Source organism: Actinoplanes nipponensis (assembly GCF_016862275.1).
GTDB classification, from domain to species: domain Bacteria; phylum Actinomycetota; class Actinomycetes; order Mycobacteriales; family Micromonosporaceae; genus Actinoplanes; species Actinoplanes nipponensis.
This window is the reverse complement of the sequence record NZ_BOMQ01000063.1, coordinates 55813-70598: the sequence shown is the minus strand read 5'-3', so window position 1 is coordinate 70598 and position 14786 is coordinate 55813. Positions and strand designations below refer to the sequence as shown.

Genomic DNA, 14786 nt, shown 5'->3' with positions numbered 1-14786 from the left:
CCGGCCGGGGCGGAGGCGCGACCGGGTACGGCCGCCGGCGACGGGCCGGCGTCAGCGGGCGGCCTCGCAGGTCGCGGTGTAGCTGGCCGCCTCCGCGGTGGCCGCGTCCGGGTCCTCGGCGCGGATCGCCGCCAGCAGCCGGCCGTGGTCCAGGTATTCCTCCGGGCTCAGCCGGGCCCCGAAGTGCTCCCGCAGCGAGTCGCGGATGACCTGGCCCAGGTCGGCGTACAGCTCCGTCAGCACCTCGTTGTGCGACGCCGCGACCACGGCCAGGTGGAACGCCGTGTCGGCGTCGACGAACGCATCCCGGTCGCCCGTGGCCCAGGCCCGCTCGCGCTGGGCCAGCAGTTCGTCCAGCCGGGTCAGGTCCGCCGGGGTGCGGCGGCGGGCCGCGAAGCCGGCGGCCGCGGCCTCCAGCGTGCCGCGCAGCTCGGTGACGTGCCCCGGGTCGGCCGCTGCGAACCGGCGCTGCATGACCCCGGCCAGCTCACTGGTGGCGATCACCCACGTGCCCGAGCCCTGCCGGATGTCCAGCAGGCCGTTGTGGGCCAGCGCCCGCACCGCCTCGCGGACGGTGTTGCGGGCGACCCCGAGCTGGGCGACGAGCTCCGGCTCGGTCGGGATGCGGGAGCCCACCGGCCATGCCCCCGAGGTGATCTGCCCGCGCAACCGGGCGATCACCTGGTCGGAGAGGGTGGCGCCGCGGGCGACGGGACCAAGATTCATCCCATGATTCTATGATGGGGCCATGACGACCACCAGTACCCCGGCGCGCGCCCCCTCGACGATCCGGCCGCTCGCCGTCGTCGGCCTGGTGCTGGTCGCCATCAACCTGCGGCCCGCCGTCACCAGCCTGGGCCCCGTGCTGGCCGAGGTCCGGGCCGGCCTCGGGATGAGCGCCGCCGTGGCGGGGCTGCTCACCTCGTTGCCGGCGGTCTGCTTCGCGCTGGTCGGTTCCACGGCGCCGCTGCTGGCCCGCCGATGGGGGACCGGCGGAGTGATCGCGCTCGGCACCACGGCGCTCGCGCTCGGCCTGGCCGTGCGGCCCTTCGCCGGCGGCACCGGATCGTTCCTCGCTTTGACCGCGCTCGCGTTGGCCGGCATCGCGCTGGCCAACGTGCTGCTGCCGGTGGTGGTCAAGCAGCGCTTCCCGGACCGGGTGGGCGCGATGACCGGGCTGTACTCGGTGGCGCTCAACCTGGGCGCGTCCACCGCCGCGGCGATCACGGTGCCGCTGACCGCGGCCGCCTTCGGCGGGGACTGGCGGTACGGGCTCGGGGTGTGGGCCGTCGTCGCGGCCATCGCCCTGCCGTCGTGGATCGTGCTGGCCCGCGACCGTGCCGCGGCGCCGGTGCCCGTGACGCCGTCCGGGGCGCCGGCGGCCGGCCTGCGCCTGCGGCGGCACCCGATCGCCTGGGCGCTGGCCGTCTACTTCGGGCTCCAGTCCACCGCCGCGTACGTGATCATGGGCTGGCTGCCGCAGATCTTCCGGGACGCGGGGCTCTCCGCGCGTACCGCCGGCCTGCTCTTCGCCGTGACCGCCCTGCTCGGCGTACCGCTGTCCTTCGCGCTCTCCGCCCTCGCCGGCCGGCTGCCGCGGCAGAGCGGCGTCGCCGTCCTGATCGGTCTCTTCGGCCTGGCCGGCTATGCCGGCCTCTGGGCCGACCCGGCCGCCGCGCCCTGGCTGTGGGTCGTCCTGCTCGGCGTGGCGAACTGCTCGTTCCCGCTGGTCCTCACCATGATCGCGCTGCGGGGGCGGGACGCCGCCACGGTCAGCCGGCTCTCCGCCTTCGCGCAGAGCACCGGCTACCTGCTGTCCGTCCCCGGGCCCATCGTGGTCGGCGTGCTCTACGACCACACCGGGAGCTGGCGGATCCCGCTGGCCCTGATGGCGGTGCTGATGGTGCCGCAGATGGCCGCCGGGGTGCTGGCCGGGCGGGACCGGCAGATCGGCTGAGGACAAACCCGAGGAAATGTATGGCAGACCGGGTCATCCGAACGGCTCTCTCCGTTGCCCCGGGACAGGCCCTAGCGTCGAACCGTGGCAATCACGCACATAGCTGTGCTCGCGACGGCGCTGCTCGCGCTGCTGTGCCTGCCATGCGCTGTCGCCGTCGTCGTCTGCGCCGACGAGTTGGCCGCCCGCCGGTTCTGGGGCCGGGGCGGGCGGCAGGAGCGCCGTGCCCTGCGGTGCCTCGAGCGGGAGCTGTCCACCCGGGAGCTGCCGCCGCCCGATCGCGAACCGGGCATCGACGAGCTGGTCGCCGACCTGCGCCGGCTCGACCGGCAGCGCCGCAGCCCGCCCACCCTGGACTCGGTCGTCTGGCTCACCGCGGTGCTGCGGGCGTACGACCAGCGGCTGTCGCTGGCGAGCCGGTCCCTCGGGCTGACCGAGCACCTCGCCCAGCTCGACGGGATGGACCGCGACATCGAACGCGTCCGGGTGGAAGGGCTGCTGCACGCCGCCGGTCTGCGGCTGCGGGCCGCCTGACCGTTACAGTCGCACCGTGCGGCTCTTCGTGGCGGTCTTCCCACCCGATGACGTGTGCCGGGACCTGCGACACCGCCTCACCGACGGCGGCGCCCGGAACGTCCGGCTGACCCCCGTCGACCGCTGGCACGTCACGCTGGCGTTCCTCGGCGAGGTCACCGCGGAGCGGCTGCCGGAGGTGACCCGGGAGCTCGACGCGGTGACCGTGCCGCGGGGCGCCATGCTGCGGCTGCACGGCGGCGGACGCTTCGGCCAGGGCCGGTCGGCGGTGCTGTGGGCGGGCGTCGAGGGGGACCTCGACGGGCTGCACCGGGACGTCGCCGGGCGCCTCGGCGTGGCGGACCGGGAGTTCACGCCGCACCTCACCGTCGCCTACCGGGACGATCCGGTGGTCCGGCTGGCCCTGGACGGCTACGCCGGGCCGGCCTGGCCGCTCGACGGGATAGCCCTCGTCCGGAGTGTTCCGGGCGAGGGCTACACGATCTTGCGGAGCTGGTGACTCAGGAGCTCTCGCGGGCCGCCGGGCCGCCCCCGAACAGGACGTCGTCCCAGCTCGGCAGGCGCTTGCGGGGCTTGGCGGTCTCCTCCGAATCGGTGGAGTCGGCCTGGGACTGGCCCACCGTGCGGCGGGGCCGCAGCACCGCGAGGCTCGGCACCGCCGGGACCTCCTTGGGCAGGTCGGCGTCGTCGTCGAAAGCGGAACCCGCGCCGCCGCCGAGCAGGGCAGCCGCGCCGCCGGCAACCGGGCGGCGGGACTCCTGCGCGGCGGGCTCCAGGCCCCGGCCGGAACCCTGACCGCCGAGCGGACGGTCCAGCGAGGCCAGCAGGGCGTCGCGTCCGGCGCGGATCGGGTCGCGGGTCGGGCGGGGCGCGTCGGCCGCCGGCAGGCCCCGGCCGCCGCGGGCCGGCTCGTTGATCCGCGACGGGCCCGGCAGTCCGTGGCCGCCGCGCTCGTGCGGGGTGCGCTCCGGCACCGGCTCCTGGCCGAGGATCTGCGTCGGGCGCTCGGCGCACAGGTACTGCGCCATGTCGTCGTGCGGGGCCACCACCTGGCGGCCCTTGTCGAGATCCCACATCGCCTGGGCGGTGGCCTTGCCGGACGGCCACGTGGCGACGATGCGCCAGGTGCCGTCCTCCCGGCGGAACGCGTCCCAGGAGATCTTCTCGGTGTCTATGCCGTGCTGGGCCAGCCGGCTGTCGACGACCTCGGCCAGCGGCGCGCCGGAGTCGGAGGTCTTGAGACGGGTGCGGCGCGCGTGCTGGGCCAGCATGGCCCGCTCCTGCAGCACCGGGCCCGCGTACCGCAGCACGCGGTCGACCGGGACGCCGGCCACCCGGGCGACGTCCTCGGCGGACTCGCCGGAGCGGATCCGGGCCTGGATGTCGCGGGGCGACAGCGAGGCCATGACCTCGGCGTTGGCGACCGCCACGGCCGTGCCGACCGGATGTGGTGTCCCGTCGGACTGCAACGCGCCGCTGATCCGGTCGTCGATGGGAAGCGCCAGGAGCCGGCCGACCTCATCGGCGAGCACCAGGGCCTGACCGTCCTCGGAGAGGGCTACGAAGCGTACCGGCCGCATGCGTTGCCTCCGTCCCGTGCTCGCCGCTGTCTGGCCTGTGCTCCCGAGAGTCAGCCACCCGGGCGCGTTTCGGAACACGGTACGCGCCCCGGTCACCCGATGGGGGTATGCCACGCCGTCAAAGTCATTGACCTGCAGAGATGATCTTCGCTGATAAGGCGTTGCGGCGCCGCGGCGACAAGCCTACAAAGACGGCATGACAGTCGACCTGCGCCCGATCACCGCGGAGAACTTCGCGGCGGTCATCAAGCTCGACGTACGGCCGGAGCAGTCGACCTTCGTCGCGCCCAACGTGCGGGGCATCGCCGAGACCCACATCCTTCCGGACGCCGAGCCGCGGGCCGTCTACGCGGGCGACGACCTGGTCGGCTTCGTGCTGTTCCACCCGGTCGACCGGGACCGCCCGGCCGCGGGACACATGATCGTGCGGCTGATGATCGCGCACCAGTTCCAGGGCCGGGGACTCGGGCGGCAGGCGCTCGAGGCGGCCGTCGACTGGATCGCCCGCGAGCGCGGGGCCGACCGGGTACGCCTCAGCGTCGTGCCGTCGAACGAAACCGCCCGCGGCCTCTACCGCTCCGCGGGCTTCGTCGAGACGGGCGAGCTGGACGAGGGCGAGATCGTGATGGTCCGCTCCCTGCGGCAGCATCCCCCGAACACCGAAGACCTTCCGGTACGCGCTGCGGGGTGAGCAACCGCAGCCCGTGCCGGGTCCGGACCGCCTGGTCGAGTTGGCCGCCGCGGCGTGGGAATTCGGTCCGCTCGCCCCGCCGGCGCGTCTGCGGGGAGTGGGGTGATTACTTGTCTGGCCGCCGTCGTCGTGCTGCCAGTCACCGCCGTTGTTCGGCGACTCATGCGTTGAGCGCTGCTTCTCGTGTTCGAGCCGGATTCTTGAAAGCCTTGGGTGGGTCGTAGGGCTTTCCCGTCGCCAGGCAGTCGACGTTGATAGTGCTGCTTGGTGGGTGCGACGTGGGCGGTGGCGACGAAGGCCAATAGACATCCGGCAGCGGCGAGCCGGTCGTTCTTCACCGTGCGGTGGGTGATGGAGATGCTGGGTTCGGACGCGCGAGTGACCGGAGCCGCGCCCGGCGTAAGCCTTCAACGCGCTGGCGTCGGGGAACCGGACACGGTCGTCATCGATCTCGGCCGGGACGCGGGCACCGGTCACGTCGGCCGGGCCGGGGAAGCCGGTCAATATCGCGTGGTCCGGCTGCTGGCGGAACGCTTCACCGGCGGCCTCGGCAAGCTGGCCGACACCGGCGCACCCTACGTTCAGCACGTCCCACTGGTCAGATCGCCTTTCCTGTCGTTGAATGCGGCAAGGAACATCGGGAAGCACCCCGGCGGCAGCGACCGCAGCTCGTTCGAGGCGCGGGTGCGCCAGCTGGCATCCTGGCGAGCCGGGGCCGGCACGGCGACCGCCTGAACGAGTTCGCTGTCGTTCGGCAGCGGCCGGTGGGCGTGCGCCTCGCGGCGCAGGATGTTAGCCAGCACCCCCGCGTCGGCGTGGTCCGACTTCCTGCAGACCACCGCCAACGGTGATTTGCGAGACGGAGTCTGGGAGCGGTCAGCCCGGCGGCGGATCCCTCGGCCTGGACCCGGCACGGACCTCAGAAGCCGCGGGACTCCAGCCCCGGTTGCTGCGGTTGGCCGCGCCGGATCGCGTACCGGAAAAAGCCAGGTCGCATACCGGAAAGGCCGGAAAGGCCGGGAAGGGGGAGGACGAGCTAGCTGTTCACGGCGCGGCGGGCGGCGTAGTCCGTGGTGCGGTGGGTCGGGTACTGGATCAGGTTGTCCGGTTCCTCGTCCACCGTGGTGCTCCACCGGCGGCCGACCTCCAGCGGGTCCTCGTCGTAGGCCGACCGGCCGCGGAACTGGCGGCCGTAGTCGAGCATGCCGTCGATGAGCCGGTCCACGTCCCTCGCCGGGCGCACCACCAGGCGCATGAACTGGCTGGTCATGCCCAGCTTGTTGCCGCACTCGCGGGTGTAGACGCCGTGGTTGGCCACCAGGTGGTCGCGCAGCGCCACCCCGGACCATTCGGTGGGCAGCTTGACCAGGATGAAGTTGCCCTGCGACGGGAAGACCGTCAGCCCCGGGATGCGGGCCAGTTCGCCGGCCATCGTGCGGCGGTCGCGGCTGAGCAGGCGCAGGCTGTCCTCGTACTCGTCGTCGTGTTCCTGGATCATGTAGACGACCTTCTCGGCCAGCGAGTTCAGGTTCCACTTGGGCAGGGCCTTGCCGATCTTGCCGGCGATGGCCGGGTTGGCCATCAGGTAGCCGAAGCGGATGCCGTGCAGGCCGAAGTTCTTGCCCAGGCTCTTGAGGACCACCGTGTTCGGGCGGATCACCGCGTCCGGCCCCACCGACGGGTACTGCTCGGCGTCGGAGAAGTCGATGAACGACTCGTCGATGACCACCAGGTCGAGGTCGCCGAGCGCGTCCATGAACCGGATGACGTCCCGGCGGGCCAGGTAGTTGCCGTCCGGGTTGTTGACGTTGCAGACCACCGCGACGCGGGAGCCGCGGTCGCGGATGAACCGCACGTAGTCGTCCAGGTTGAGCCGGAAGCCGTCGCGTTCCTGCAGCGGGAACATGTCCACCCGCTTGCCGGTCTCCAGCGGCTGGTCGGTCCACCGGCCGAACGTCGGGATCGGGATGGCGACGCTCTCCTTGACAAGGAGGTGGTCGATCCAGGTGATCAGCTCGGTGGACCCGTTGGCCATGGCCACGGTCTGCGGGTGCAGACCCAGGACGCTGGCCAGCTTGTTGGTGATGCTGCCGGAGTCGCTCGGGTAGTACTTCAGGATGTTCTTCAGGTCGCGCGACAGCTCGTCGAACATCTCCGGGGTCGGGAAGTACGGATTGCACGGGATGCAGAAGTCCACGATCTCGGTGCCGGCGTCCATGCTGCGGGAGAGATCGAAGTAGGACGCGCTGTGCGCGCCCTTGTGCAGGATCGAAGTATCGATACCTGTCCGTGCCATCGTGTCCTCCCGAGTCCGGCGACCTGGCCGCCCGTCAGTACGGGAGGGGTCACGGGATCGTTCAGAACTTATGGATGACGTAATCGATGCACCGGGTCAGCGCGGCCACGTCCGCCGGGTCGACGGTCGGGTAGAGCGCCACCCGGAGCTGGTTGCGGCCGAGCTTGCGGTACGGCTCCGTGTCCACGATGCCGTTCGCCCGCAGCACCTTGGCCAGCGCCGCCGCGTCGATGCCGTCGGCGAAGTCGATGGTGGCCACCGCCTGCGACCGCAGAGCCGGGTCGGCGACGAACGGGCTGGCCACCTCGGAGCGGTCGGCCCAGCCGTAGATCGCCGCGGCGCTCTCGGCGCTGCGCTTGGCCGCCCAGGCCAGCCCGCCCTGCGCGTTCATCCAGTCGACCTGCTCGGCGGCCAGGAACACCGTGGCCAGCGCCGGGGTGTTGTAGGTCTGCTCCAGCCTCGACTGCTCGATCGCGGTGACCAGATCCAGGAACTGCGGGATGTACCGCCCGGATGCCTTGATCTCGTGGGCGCGCTCGATCGCGGCCGGTGACATCAGGGCGATCCACAGGCCACCGTCGGAGCCGAACGCCTTCTGCGGCGCCAGGTAGTAGACGTCGGTCTGGGTCAGGTCGACCTCGAGGCTGCCCCCGCCCGAGGTGGCGTCGGTCAGCACCAGCGCGCCGGGATCGGCGCCGGCCACCCGCTGCACCGGCACGGCCACCCCGGTCGAGGTCTCGTTGTGCACGCTCGCGTACGTGTCCACCCCCGCCTCGGCGGTGAGGTAGGCCGCGCTGCCGCCGGGCGCCCGGTGCACCGTCGGCTCGGCCAGGAACGGCGCGTCCCGGACCGCCTTGACGAACTTGGCGCCGAACTCGCCGAACTCCGCGAACTGGGCCTTGTCGCGGATCAGCCCGAACGTGGCGGTCTCCCAGAACGCGCTGGTGCCGCCGTTGGAGATGATCACCTCGTAGCCGTCCGGGGCCGAGAAGAACTCGGCGATGCCGGCGCGCAGGCGGGCCACCTGGTCCTTGACCGTGCGCTGGCGGTGCGACGTGCCCAGGAAGGTCGTCGCCACCCGGGACAGCGCCTCGACGCCCTCCGGGCGGACCTTGCTCGGCCCGGAGCCGAACCGCCCGTCGACGGGCTTGAGGTCGTCGGGAATCCGGATCGGGTCAGCCACGGGGGGTCCTTCCAGCGGGTCGGTCAGCCGTCACAGATTATGCGGCACCGCGTCCCAGCCCTCGACCTCCTGGGGCTTGCGCGGCTCCGGTCCCACGTAGAGCGCGCTCGGGCGCACGATCCGGCCGAGCCTCTTCTGCTCGAGGATGTGCGCGCTCCAGCCGGCCACCCGGGCGCAGGTGAACATCGAGGTGAACATGTGCGCGGGCACCTCGGCGAAGTCGAGCACGACCGCCGACCAGAACTCGACGTTGGTGGCCAGCACCCTGTCCGGCTTGCGGGCGTGCAGCTCGGCCAGGGCGGCCTTCTCGAGCGCCTCGGCGACCTCGAAGCGGGGCGCGCCCAGCTCCTTGGCCGTGCGCCGCAGCACGCGGGCCCGCGGGTCCTCGGCGCGGTAGACCCGGTGACCGAAGCCCATCAGCCGCTCGCCGCGGTCGAGCACGCCCTTGACGTACGCCTCCGCGTCGCCGCTGCGCTCGACGGCCTCGATCATGTGCAGCACCCGGGACGGGGCGCCGCCGTGCAGCGGGCCGGAGAGCGCGCCGATGCCGGAGGAGATGCAGGCCGCGGCGTCCGCGCCGGTCGAGGCGACGATCCGGGCGGTGAAGGTGGAGGCGTTGAGGCCGTGCTCGGCCGCCGAGATGAAGTACGCGTCGACCGCCTTGACGTGCCGCGGGTCGGGCTCGCCGCGCCAGCGCTTCATGAAGCGCTCGACGATCGTCTGCGCCTTGTCGATGTCGCGCTGCGGCACGGCCGGCAGGCCCAGCCCGCGGGCGGCCTGGGCTACGAAGGACAGCGCGGTCACCGAGACCCGGGCCAGGTCGGTGCGGACCTGCTCGTCGTCGATGTCCAGGAGCTGGTCGAGCCCCCAGTACGGCGCCAGCATGGCCACGGCGGACTGCACGTCGACGCGGATGTCGCCGGAGTGCACCGGCACCGGGAAGGGCTCGGCCGGCGGCAGCCCGGGCCCGAAGCGGCCGTCGACGAGCAGCGCCCACACGTTGCCGAACGAGACCTGGCCGATCAGGTCCTCGATGTCGACGCCCCGGTAGCGCAGCGCGCCGCCGGCCCGGTCGGGCTCGGCGATCTCGGTCTCGAAGGCGATGACGCCTTCCAGGCCGGGCTTGAAATCGGACACGATGCGCCTCCTGGGATCCCGGCCGGACGAAGCCGTGGGTGTTTCATCTTGCCCGCTGGGTGACCGGCGGTCGACCCGCGGAAATGTGTGGTCGGCGACACCTATCCTCGCCGAGGCGACGGGCTCCCGTCCGGGACTTAGGTTCGATTCGTCATTGCGGCTTAAGGAGAGCGTGTGATCCCCGAACCCCCCTCGCCCGCCGGCATGCGCCGGGACTACACCGAGCGGGGCGCGCTGCTCGAGTCCGACCTGGCCGCCGACTGGACCGGCCAGTTCGCCCGCTGGTTCGCCGAGGCCACCGCGGCCGGGCTGCCCGAGCCCAACGCCATGATCGTCGCCACCGCCGACGCCCGGGCCCGGCCCAGCGCCCGCACGGTGCTGCTCAAGGGCTACGACGAGCGCGGCTTCGTCTTCTTCACCAACTACACCTCGCGCAAGGGCGCCGAGGCGCTGGCCAACCCGGCGGCGAGCCTGGTCTTCCCGTGGTTCGCGATGCAGCGGCAGGTGCTGGTGGCCGGCGCGGTGGAGCGGGTGGAACGGGCCGAGACGGAGGAGTACTTCGCGACCCGGCCGCGCGGCTCCCAGCTGGGCGCGTGGGCCAGCCCGCAGAGTCAGGTGCTCGCCGACCGGGCCGCGGTCGAGGCCGGGCTGGCCGCCGCCGTGGAGCGCTTCGGCGCCGAGGGTCCGATCCCGGCCCCGCCGCACTGGGGCGGCCTGCGGGTCGTGCCGGAGACCGTCGAGTTCTGGCAGGGCCGCAGCAACCGGCTGCACGACAGGTTGCGTTTCCGCCGGACGACCGCGGGCTGGGTCGTCGAGCGGCTCGCTCCGTGAGTCAGGAGCCGGTCGAGGCCGCGGCGGAGGTCACCGAGGAGGCGCTGGAGGGACGCCGGCGGAGCTGGGTCATCGACGTCCGGCCGCTGCGCGGGGTCGCGTACCGGCGGATGTGGGTGGGCAACGGGGTCGCGTACTTCGGCTTCCAGTTCACCTCGGTCGCCGTGCCGGTGGAGATGTTCGCGATCACCCGCTCGTCGGCGTGGGTGGGGCTGCTCGGGCTCGCCGCCCTGATCCCGTTGCTGATCTTCGGGCTGTGGGGCGGCGCGGCGGCCGACGTGGTGGACCGCCGCAAGCTGCTGCTGGCCAGCTCCACGCTGGCCTGGTCGGCCACCGCCGGCCTGCTGGCCCAGGCCCTGGTCGGCCTGCGCAGCCCGGTGGTGCTGCTGGTCCTGACGGCGGTGCAGTCGGCCGGTTTCGCCATCAGCTCGCCGGCCCGGCAGGCGATCATCCCCCGGATCGTGCCGGCGGCCCTGGTTCCGGCGGCCAACACGCTGGCCTACACGACCACCACCGCGGGCGGGGTGCTGGGCCCGCTGGCCGCGGGTCTGATCTTCGGCGCCTGGTCGACCGACGCCGGCGTGACCATCGCGTACGCCGTCGACGCGGCGCTGTTCACCGTCTCGTTCTGGGCCACCTGGCGGCTGCCGCCGATCCCGCCGGTGCATGACGACGGGGTGACCGCCCGGCCCACCGCCGGCCTGCGCGGCATCGCCGACGGGCTGCGGTTCCTGGGCACCCAGCCGGTGCTGCTGCTCTCCTTCGCGGTGGACATCGTGGCGATGGTGCTGGCCATGCCGCGGGCGCTGTTCCCCGAGATCGCCGAGAACCGCTTCGACGGCGGCTCGGCCGTGGGCTGGCTGTTCGCCGCCGTCGCGATCGGCTCGGTGCTCGGCGGCCTGACCTCCGGCTGGATCGGGCGGGTCAAGCGGCAGGGCGTCGCGCTGGTGCTGGCCGTCGTGGGCTGGGGGATCGCGGTCGGGCTGGCCGGGTTGGCGCCCTCGCTGTGGCTGATGGTGCTGCTGCTCGCGGTCGGCGGCGCGGCGGATCTGGTCAGCGCGGTCTACCGGCAGTCCATTCTGCAGACGTTCGCGCCCGACCGGCTGCGCGGGCGCCTGCAGGGCGTCTTCACCGTCGTGGTGGCCGGCGGTCCCCGCCTGGGCGACCTGCGGGCGGGCGCCACCGCCGACCTGACCGGCCCGGCCGCCTCCTGGGCCGGCGGCGGCTTCGCGGCCGCCGGGCTCGCGGTGGTGCTCGCGCTGGCCTTCCCGGCGCTGCTCCGGTACCGGCCGCCCGCCGACCCGGGAGACCAGCTCGTGGACGCGGACGACCGTCACCACGCCGACGCGGACGGCAACCGATAATGTCAGCGGCATGACTGACGTCGTGGCGGCGAAATCCGGACTGCAATGGTCGATCGAGGCCGAGGGTCACCGGGTGGTGATCGCGGAAGTGGGTGGCGCCCTGCGCCATTACTCCGTGGACGGCTGGGAGGTGCTGGACGGCTTCGGCCCGGACGAGATCTCGCCCGCCTCGGCCGGCCAGATCCTCGCACCGTGGCCGAACCGGATCCGCGACGGCCATTACACCTTCGAGGACACCGCGCACCAGCTGGCGCTCACCGAACCGGCCCGGCACAACGCCATCCACGGGCTGACCAACTGGTCGCGGTGGAAGCTCGTGGACCAGTCCGGCGACGCGGTGACGGTGGAGTTCGACCTGCCGCCGCAGGTGGGTTACCCGTGGGCGCTCACCCTGCGGATCCGGTGGAGCGTTTCCGCCGACGGGCTGCGCTCGGACACCGAGGTGGTCAACACCGGCGACCAGAACGCGCCCTGGGGCTTCTCGGTCCACCCGTACCTGCAGCTGCCCGGCGTCGCGGTCGACGACATCCTGCTGCACGTGCCCGGCCGCAGCCGGGTCCTGGCCGACGCGCGGCTGCTGCCGATCGGCGCGGTCGCGGTGGCCGGCACCGAGTACGACTACACCGAGCCCCGGCGGATCGGCGCGGCGGTGCTGGACACCACGTGGGGCGACCTGGACCGGGCGGCCGACGGCGGTTCCGCGGTCACCATCGCCGCGCCCGGCGGCGCGCACTCGGTCACAGTCTGGGCCGACGAGACCTTCGGCTGGTGGCAGGTCTTCACCGGCGACACGCTGCACGGCGAGCGGTTCCGCCGGTCGGTGGCGATCGAGCCGATGACCTGCCCGCCGGACGCCTTCCGCTCCGGCCGCGACCTGATCGTGCTGGCGCCCGGGCAGACCTGGCGGGCCTCCTGGGGTGTCCGGCCCGCGGCGGCCTGACCATGGAGTTCGACGAGGTCCTGCGCCGGCGCCGGATGGTGCGCACCTACGATCCGGAGCGGCCGGTGCCGCCGGAGCTCGTCGACAAGCTGCTCCGGCACGCGCTGCGGGCGCCGTCGGCCGGCTTCTCCCAGGGCTGGGGCTTCCTGGTGCTGAGCGAGCCGGCCGACCGCGAGCGCTACTGGTCGGTGACCGCGCCGCGGGGTGACACCGCGGCGGAGCGTGCGGCGGCCGGCTCCTGGCTGGACCGGATGCGCTCGGCGCCGCTGATCATCGTGGCGCTGGCCAACAAGTCGGTCTATCTGGACCGCTACGCCCAGCCGGACAAGGGCTGGACCGACCGCGACGAGAGCCGCTGGCCGGTGCCGTACTGGGATGTGGACACCGGCTTCGCCGCGTTGCTCATCCACCTGACCGCGGTGAACGAGGGGCTGGGCTCGCTGTTCTTCGGCGTGCCGGCCGACCGGATCGGTGCATTTCGGGACGCTTTCGGCGTACCCGCGGAATTTCGGCCGGTGGGCGCGCTGACGATCGGCTATCCGGCGCCCGACAAGAGGTCACCGTCACTGCGCCGCGGGCACCGCGCGGTGGACGAAGTGGTGCATCATGGCCGGTGGACCGCGCCGCGAGCGCCCTCGGACGGGTAACACCCGCACCGGGCGACGCGGCGGGGGCGCAGGCCGGTCGATAGGCTGGCGGCTCGCTAGGCTGGCAGGCAGGGCCGGCCGCCGTGCGGGCCGACGTGCGTGAGGGACCGGAGGGGAGCGTGCCGTCGTGATCTTCAAAGCGGTACGGGACGGAGCGCCGTACCCCGACCATCACACGACACTCAAGAGATGGGCCGAGATCCCGCCCCGCCCCATCCGGCTGGCCGATCTCATCACCACCAAGCGTGAGCTGGCCCTGGACAAGCTGCTGGCCGAGGACTCGACGTTCTACGGCGACCTGTTCCCGCACGTCGTGGAGTGGCAGGGCGGTCTCTACCTGGAGGACGGCCTGCACCGCGCGCTGCGCGCCGCGTTGCAGCAGCGCAACCAGATCCACGCGAGAGTGCTCGTCATCGACAACTAACACCGCTAGTTTATGGGTATGGCCGTATCCCCGCTGGATCTCCTCGACCTGGACGCGCTGCTGACCGACGAGGAGCGCGACGTGCGCGCGCTCACCCGCCGGGTCGTCGACGACCGGGTCCGCCCCTTCGTCGCCGACTGGTACGAGCGCGGCGAGGTGCCCGTCCGCGACCTGTCCCTCGAGTTCGGCAAGCTGGGCCTGCTCGGCATGCACCTGACCGGGTACGGCTGCGCCGGCGCCTCCGCGGTCTCGTACGGGCTGGCCTGCCTGGAGCTGGAGGCCGCCGACTCGGGCGTGCGCTCGCTGGTCTCCGTGCAGGGCTCGCTGGCGATGTACGCCATCTGGAAGTACGGCAGCGAGGAGCAGAAGCAGCGCTGGCTGCCCGGCATGGCCGCGGGCGAGCTCCTGGGCTGCTTCGGGCTCACCGAGCCGGACCACGGCTCCGACCCGGCGAACATGGCGACCCGGGCGCGGCGCGACGGCGACGACTGGGTGCTCACCGGCGGCAAGATGTGGATCACCAATGCGCCGGTCGCCGACGTGGCCGTGATCTGGGCCCGCACCTCCGAGGGGGTGGCCGGTTTCGCCGTGCCGACCTCGGCCGAGGGGTTCACCGCCCGCGAGGTCAAGCGCAAGCTGTCGCTGCGCGCCTCGGCCACCGGCGAGATCACCCTGGACGACGTCCGGGTGCCGGAGTCGGCGCGGCTGCCCACCGCCCGGGGCCTCAAGGCCCCGCTGTCCTGCCTGACCGAGGCGCGGTTCGGCATCGTCTGGGGCGCGCTGGGCGCGGCCCGCGACTGCCTGGAGACCGCGATCGCGTACGCGGTCAGCCGCGAGCAGTTCGGCCGCCCGATCGCCGGTTTCCAGCTGACCCAGGCGAAGCTGGCCGACATGACCCTGGAGCTGCAGAAGGGCTACCTGCTCGCGTTGCACCTCGGCCGCCGCCACGACGCGGTGGGCCTGCGCCCCGAGCAGGTCAGCGTGGGCAAGCTGAACAACGTCCGGGAGGCCATCAAGATCGCCCGGCAGTGCCGCACGATCCTCGGCGCCAACGGCATCAGCGGCGAGTATCCGGTCCTCCGGCACGCCAACAACCTCGAAAGTGTGCTCACGTACGAGGGAACCTCGGAGATCCACCAGCTGGTGATCGGCCAGAAATTGACGGATCTGAGCGCGTTTGCCGGCTGACCGGATGCGAGTGT

General features: G+C 72.7%; 16 protein-coding genes. 11 read left to right on the top strand and 5 right to left on the bottom strand.

Going from position 1 to position 14786, the window contains the following annotated elements:
- Nucleotides 1–51: 51 nt before the first annotated feature.
- On the bottom strand, nt 52–726 hold the full coding sequence (locus Ani05nite_RS26900; RefSeq protein WP_203772804.1) for a FadR/GntR family transcriptional regulator: 675 nt from the start codon (nt 724–726) through the stop codon (nt 52–54).
- Between the two features lie 22 nt (nt 727–748).
- Here Ani05nite_RS26900 and Ani05nite_RS26895 point away from each other — a divergent pair, with 22 nt between their 5' ends.
- From Ani05nite_RS26895 to thpR, 3 genes are all read left to right on the top strand, one after another.
- Nucleotides 749–1957 carry a CynX/NimT family MFS transporter gene (locus Ani05nite_RS26895; RefSeq protein ID WP_203772802.1) on the top strand — a complete coding sequence of 403 codons (1209 nt, stop codon included), beginning with the start codon at nt 749–751 and terminating at the stop codon, nt 1955–1957.
- A gap of 84 nt (nt 1958–2041) precedes the next feature.
- Nucleotides 2042–2491 (top strand): hypothetical protein, encoded by a 450-nt coding sequence (locus Ani05nite_RS26890; RefSeq protein ID WP_203772800.1) that lies wholly within the window; start codon nt 2042–2044, stop codon nt 2489–2491.
- 16 nt (nt 2492–2507) lie between these two features.
- Nucleotides 2508–2990, top strand: a complete 483-nt coding sequence (gene thpR / locus Ani05nite_RS26885) for an RNA 2',3'-cyclic phosphodiesterase (RefSeq protein WP_203772798.1) — start codon at nt 2508–2510, stop codon at nt 2988–2990.
- 1 nt (nt 2991) lies between these two features.
- Here the strand turns inward: thpR and sepH are convergent, their stop codons facing one another.
- A complete protein-coding gene (gene sepH, locus Ani05nite_RS26880) occupies nt 2992–4071 on the bottom strand; it encodes a septation protein SepH (protein ID WP_203772796.1) in 1080 nt (359 codons plus the stop codon).
- A 196-nt stretch (nt 4072–4267) separates the two neighbouring features.
- Between sepH and Ani05nite_RS26875 the strand changes: the two genes are divergently transcribed.
- A complete protein-coding gene (locus tag Ani05nite_RS26875; protein WP_203772794.1) occupies nt 4268–4762 on the top strand; it encodes a GNAT family N-acetyltransferase in 495 nt (164 codons plus the stop codon).
- Between the two features lie 267 nt (nt 4763–5029).
- Nucleotides 5030–5497, top strand: a complete 468-nt coding sequence (locus tag Ani05nite_RS26870; RefSeq protein ID WP_203772792.1) for a hypothetical protein — start codon at nt 5030–5032, stop codon at nt 5495–5497.
- 301 nt (nt 5498–5798) lie between these two features.
- On the opposite strand, the gene Ani05nite_RS26865 is transcribed toward Ani05nite_RS26870, so the two are convergent.
- The 3 genes from Ani05nite_RS26865 to Ani05nite_RS26855 all read right to left on the bottom strand — a co-directional run bounded on the left by Ani05nite_RS26865 (nt 5799) and on the right by Ani05nite_RS26855 (nt 9378).
- Complete coding sequence (locus Ani05nite_RS26865) at nt 5799–7058, bottom strand: pyridoxal phosphate-dependent aminotransferase (protein WP_203772790.1); 1260 nt, start codon at nt 7056–7058, stop codon at nt 5799–5801.
- Between the two features lie 61 nt (nt 7059–7119).
- Nucleotides 7120–8241, bottom strand: coding sequence for a phosphoserine transaminase (gene serC, locus Ani05nite_RS26860; RefSeq protein WP_203772788.1), 1122 nt, complete (start codon nt 8239–8241; stop codon nt 7120–7122).
- A 30-nt stretch (nt 8242–8271) separates the two neighbouring features.
- Nucleotides 8272–9378, bottom strand: a complete 1107-nt coding sequence (locus tag Ani05nite_RS26855) for a citrate synthase 2 (protein WP_203772786.1) — start codon at nt 9376–9378, stop codon at nt 8272–8274.
- Nucleotides 9379–9582: 204 nt separating this feature from the next.
- On the opposite strand from Ani05nite_RS26855, the gene pdxH reads away from it, so the two are divergent.
- From pdxH to Ani05nite_RS26825, 6 genes are all read left to right on the top strand, one after another.
- Nucleotides 9583–10209, top strand: coding sequence for a pyridoxamine 5'-phosphate oxidase (gene pdxH, locus Ani05nite_RS26850; protein WP_203773175.1), 627 nt, complete (start codon nt 9583–9585; stop codon nt 10207–10209).
- Nucleotides 10206–11573 (top strand): MFS transporter, encoded by a 1368-nt coding sequence (locus Ani05nite_RS26845; protein ID WP_203772784.1) that lies wholly within the window; start codon nt 10206–10208, stop codon nt 11571–11573. The genes pdxH and Ani05nite_RS26845 overlap by 4 nt, the downstream gene beginning before the upstream one ends.
- A 10-nt stretch (nt 11574–11583) precedes the next feature.
- Nucleotides 11584–12513 (top strand): aldose 1-epimerase family protein, encoded by a 930-nt coding sequence (locus Ani05nite_RS26840; RefSeq protein WP_203772782.1) that lies wholly within the window; start codon nt 11584–11586, stop codon nt 12511–12513.
- Between the two features lie 2 nt (nt 12514–12515).
- The gene (locus Ani05nite_RS26835) at nt 12516–13160 is read left to right on the top strand and encodes a nitroreductase family protein (RefSeq protein WP_203772780.1); all 645 of its coding nucleotides are present in this window, start codon (nt 12516–12518) and stop codon (nt 13158–13160) included.
- A 127-nt stretch (nt 13161–13287) separates the two neighbouring features.
- Entirely contained in the window at nt 13288–13584 is a 297-nt protein-coding gene (locus Ani05nite_RS26830) for a type II toxin-antitoxin system VapB family antitoxin (RefSeq protein WP_203772778.1), read from the top strand.
- Between the two features lie 18 nt (nt 13585–13602).
- Nucleotides 13603–14772: an acyl-CoA dehydrogenase family protein gene (locus tag Ani05nite_RS26825; RefSeq protein ID WP_203772776.1), complete on the top strand. Its 1170-nt coding sequence runs from the start codon at nt 13603–13605 to the stop codon at nt 14770–14772.
- Nucleotides 14773–14786 lie beyond the last annotated feature (14 nt).

Coding starts and splice junctions, on each gene's coding strand:
- Ani05nite_RS26900 (WP_203772804.1), bottom strand. CDS start 726: ATGAATCTTGGTCCCGTCGCCCGCGGCGCCACCCTCTCCGACCAGGTG.
- Ani05nite_RS26895 (WP_203772802.1), top strand. CDS start 749: ATGACGACCACCAGTACCCCGGCGCGCGCCCCCTCGACGATCCGGCCG.
- sepH (WP_203772796.1), bottom strand. CDS start 4,071: ATGCGGCCGGTACGCTTCGTAGCCCTCTCCGAGGACGGTCAGGCCCTG.
- Ani05nite_RS26875 (WP_203772794.1), top strand. CDS start 4,268: ATGACAGTCGACCTGCGCCCGATCACCGCGGAGAACTTCGCGGCGGTC.
- Ani05nite_RS26865 (WP_203772790.1), bottom strand. CDS start 7,058: ATGGCACGGACAGGTATCGATACTTCGATCCTGCACAAGGGCGCGCAC.
- pdxH (WP_203773175.1), top strand. CDS start 9,583: ATGCGCCGGGACTACACCGAGCGGGGCGCGCTGCTCGAGTCCGACCTG.
- Ani05nite_RS26840 (WP_203772782.1), top strand. CDS start 11,584: ATGACTGACGTCGTGGCGGCGAAATCCGGACTGCAATGGTCGATCGAG.
- Ani05nite_RS26835 (WP_203772780.1), top strand. CDS start 12,516: ATGGAGTTCGACGAGGTCCTGCGCCGGCGCCGGATGGTGCGCACCTAC.
- Ani05nite_RS26825 (WP_203772776.1), top strand. CDS start 13,603: ATGGCCGTATCCCCGCTGGATCTCCTCGACCTGGACGCGCTGCTGACC.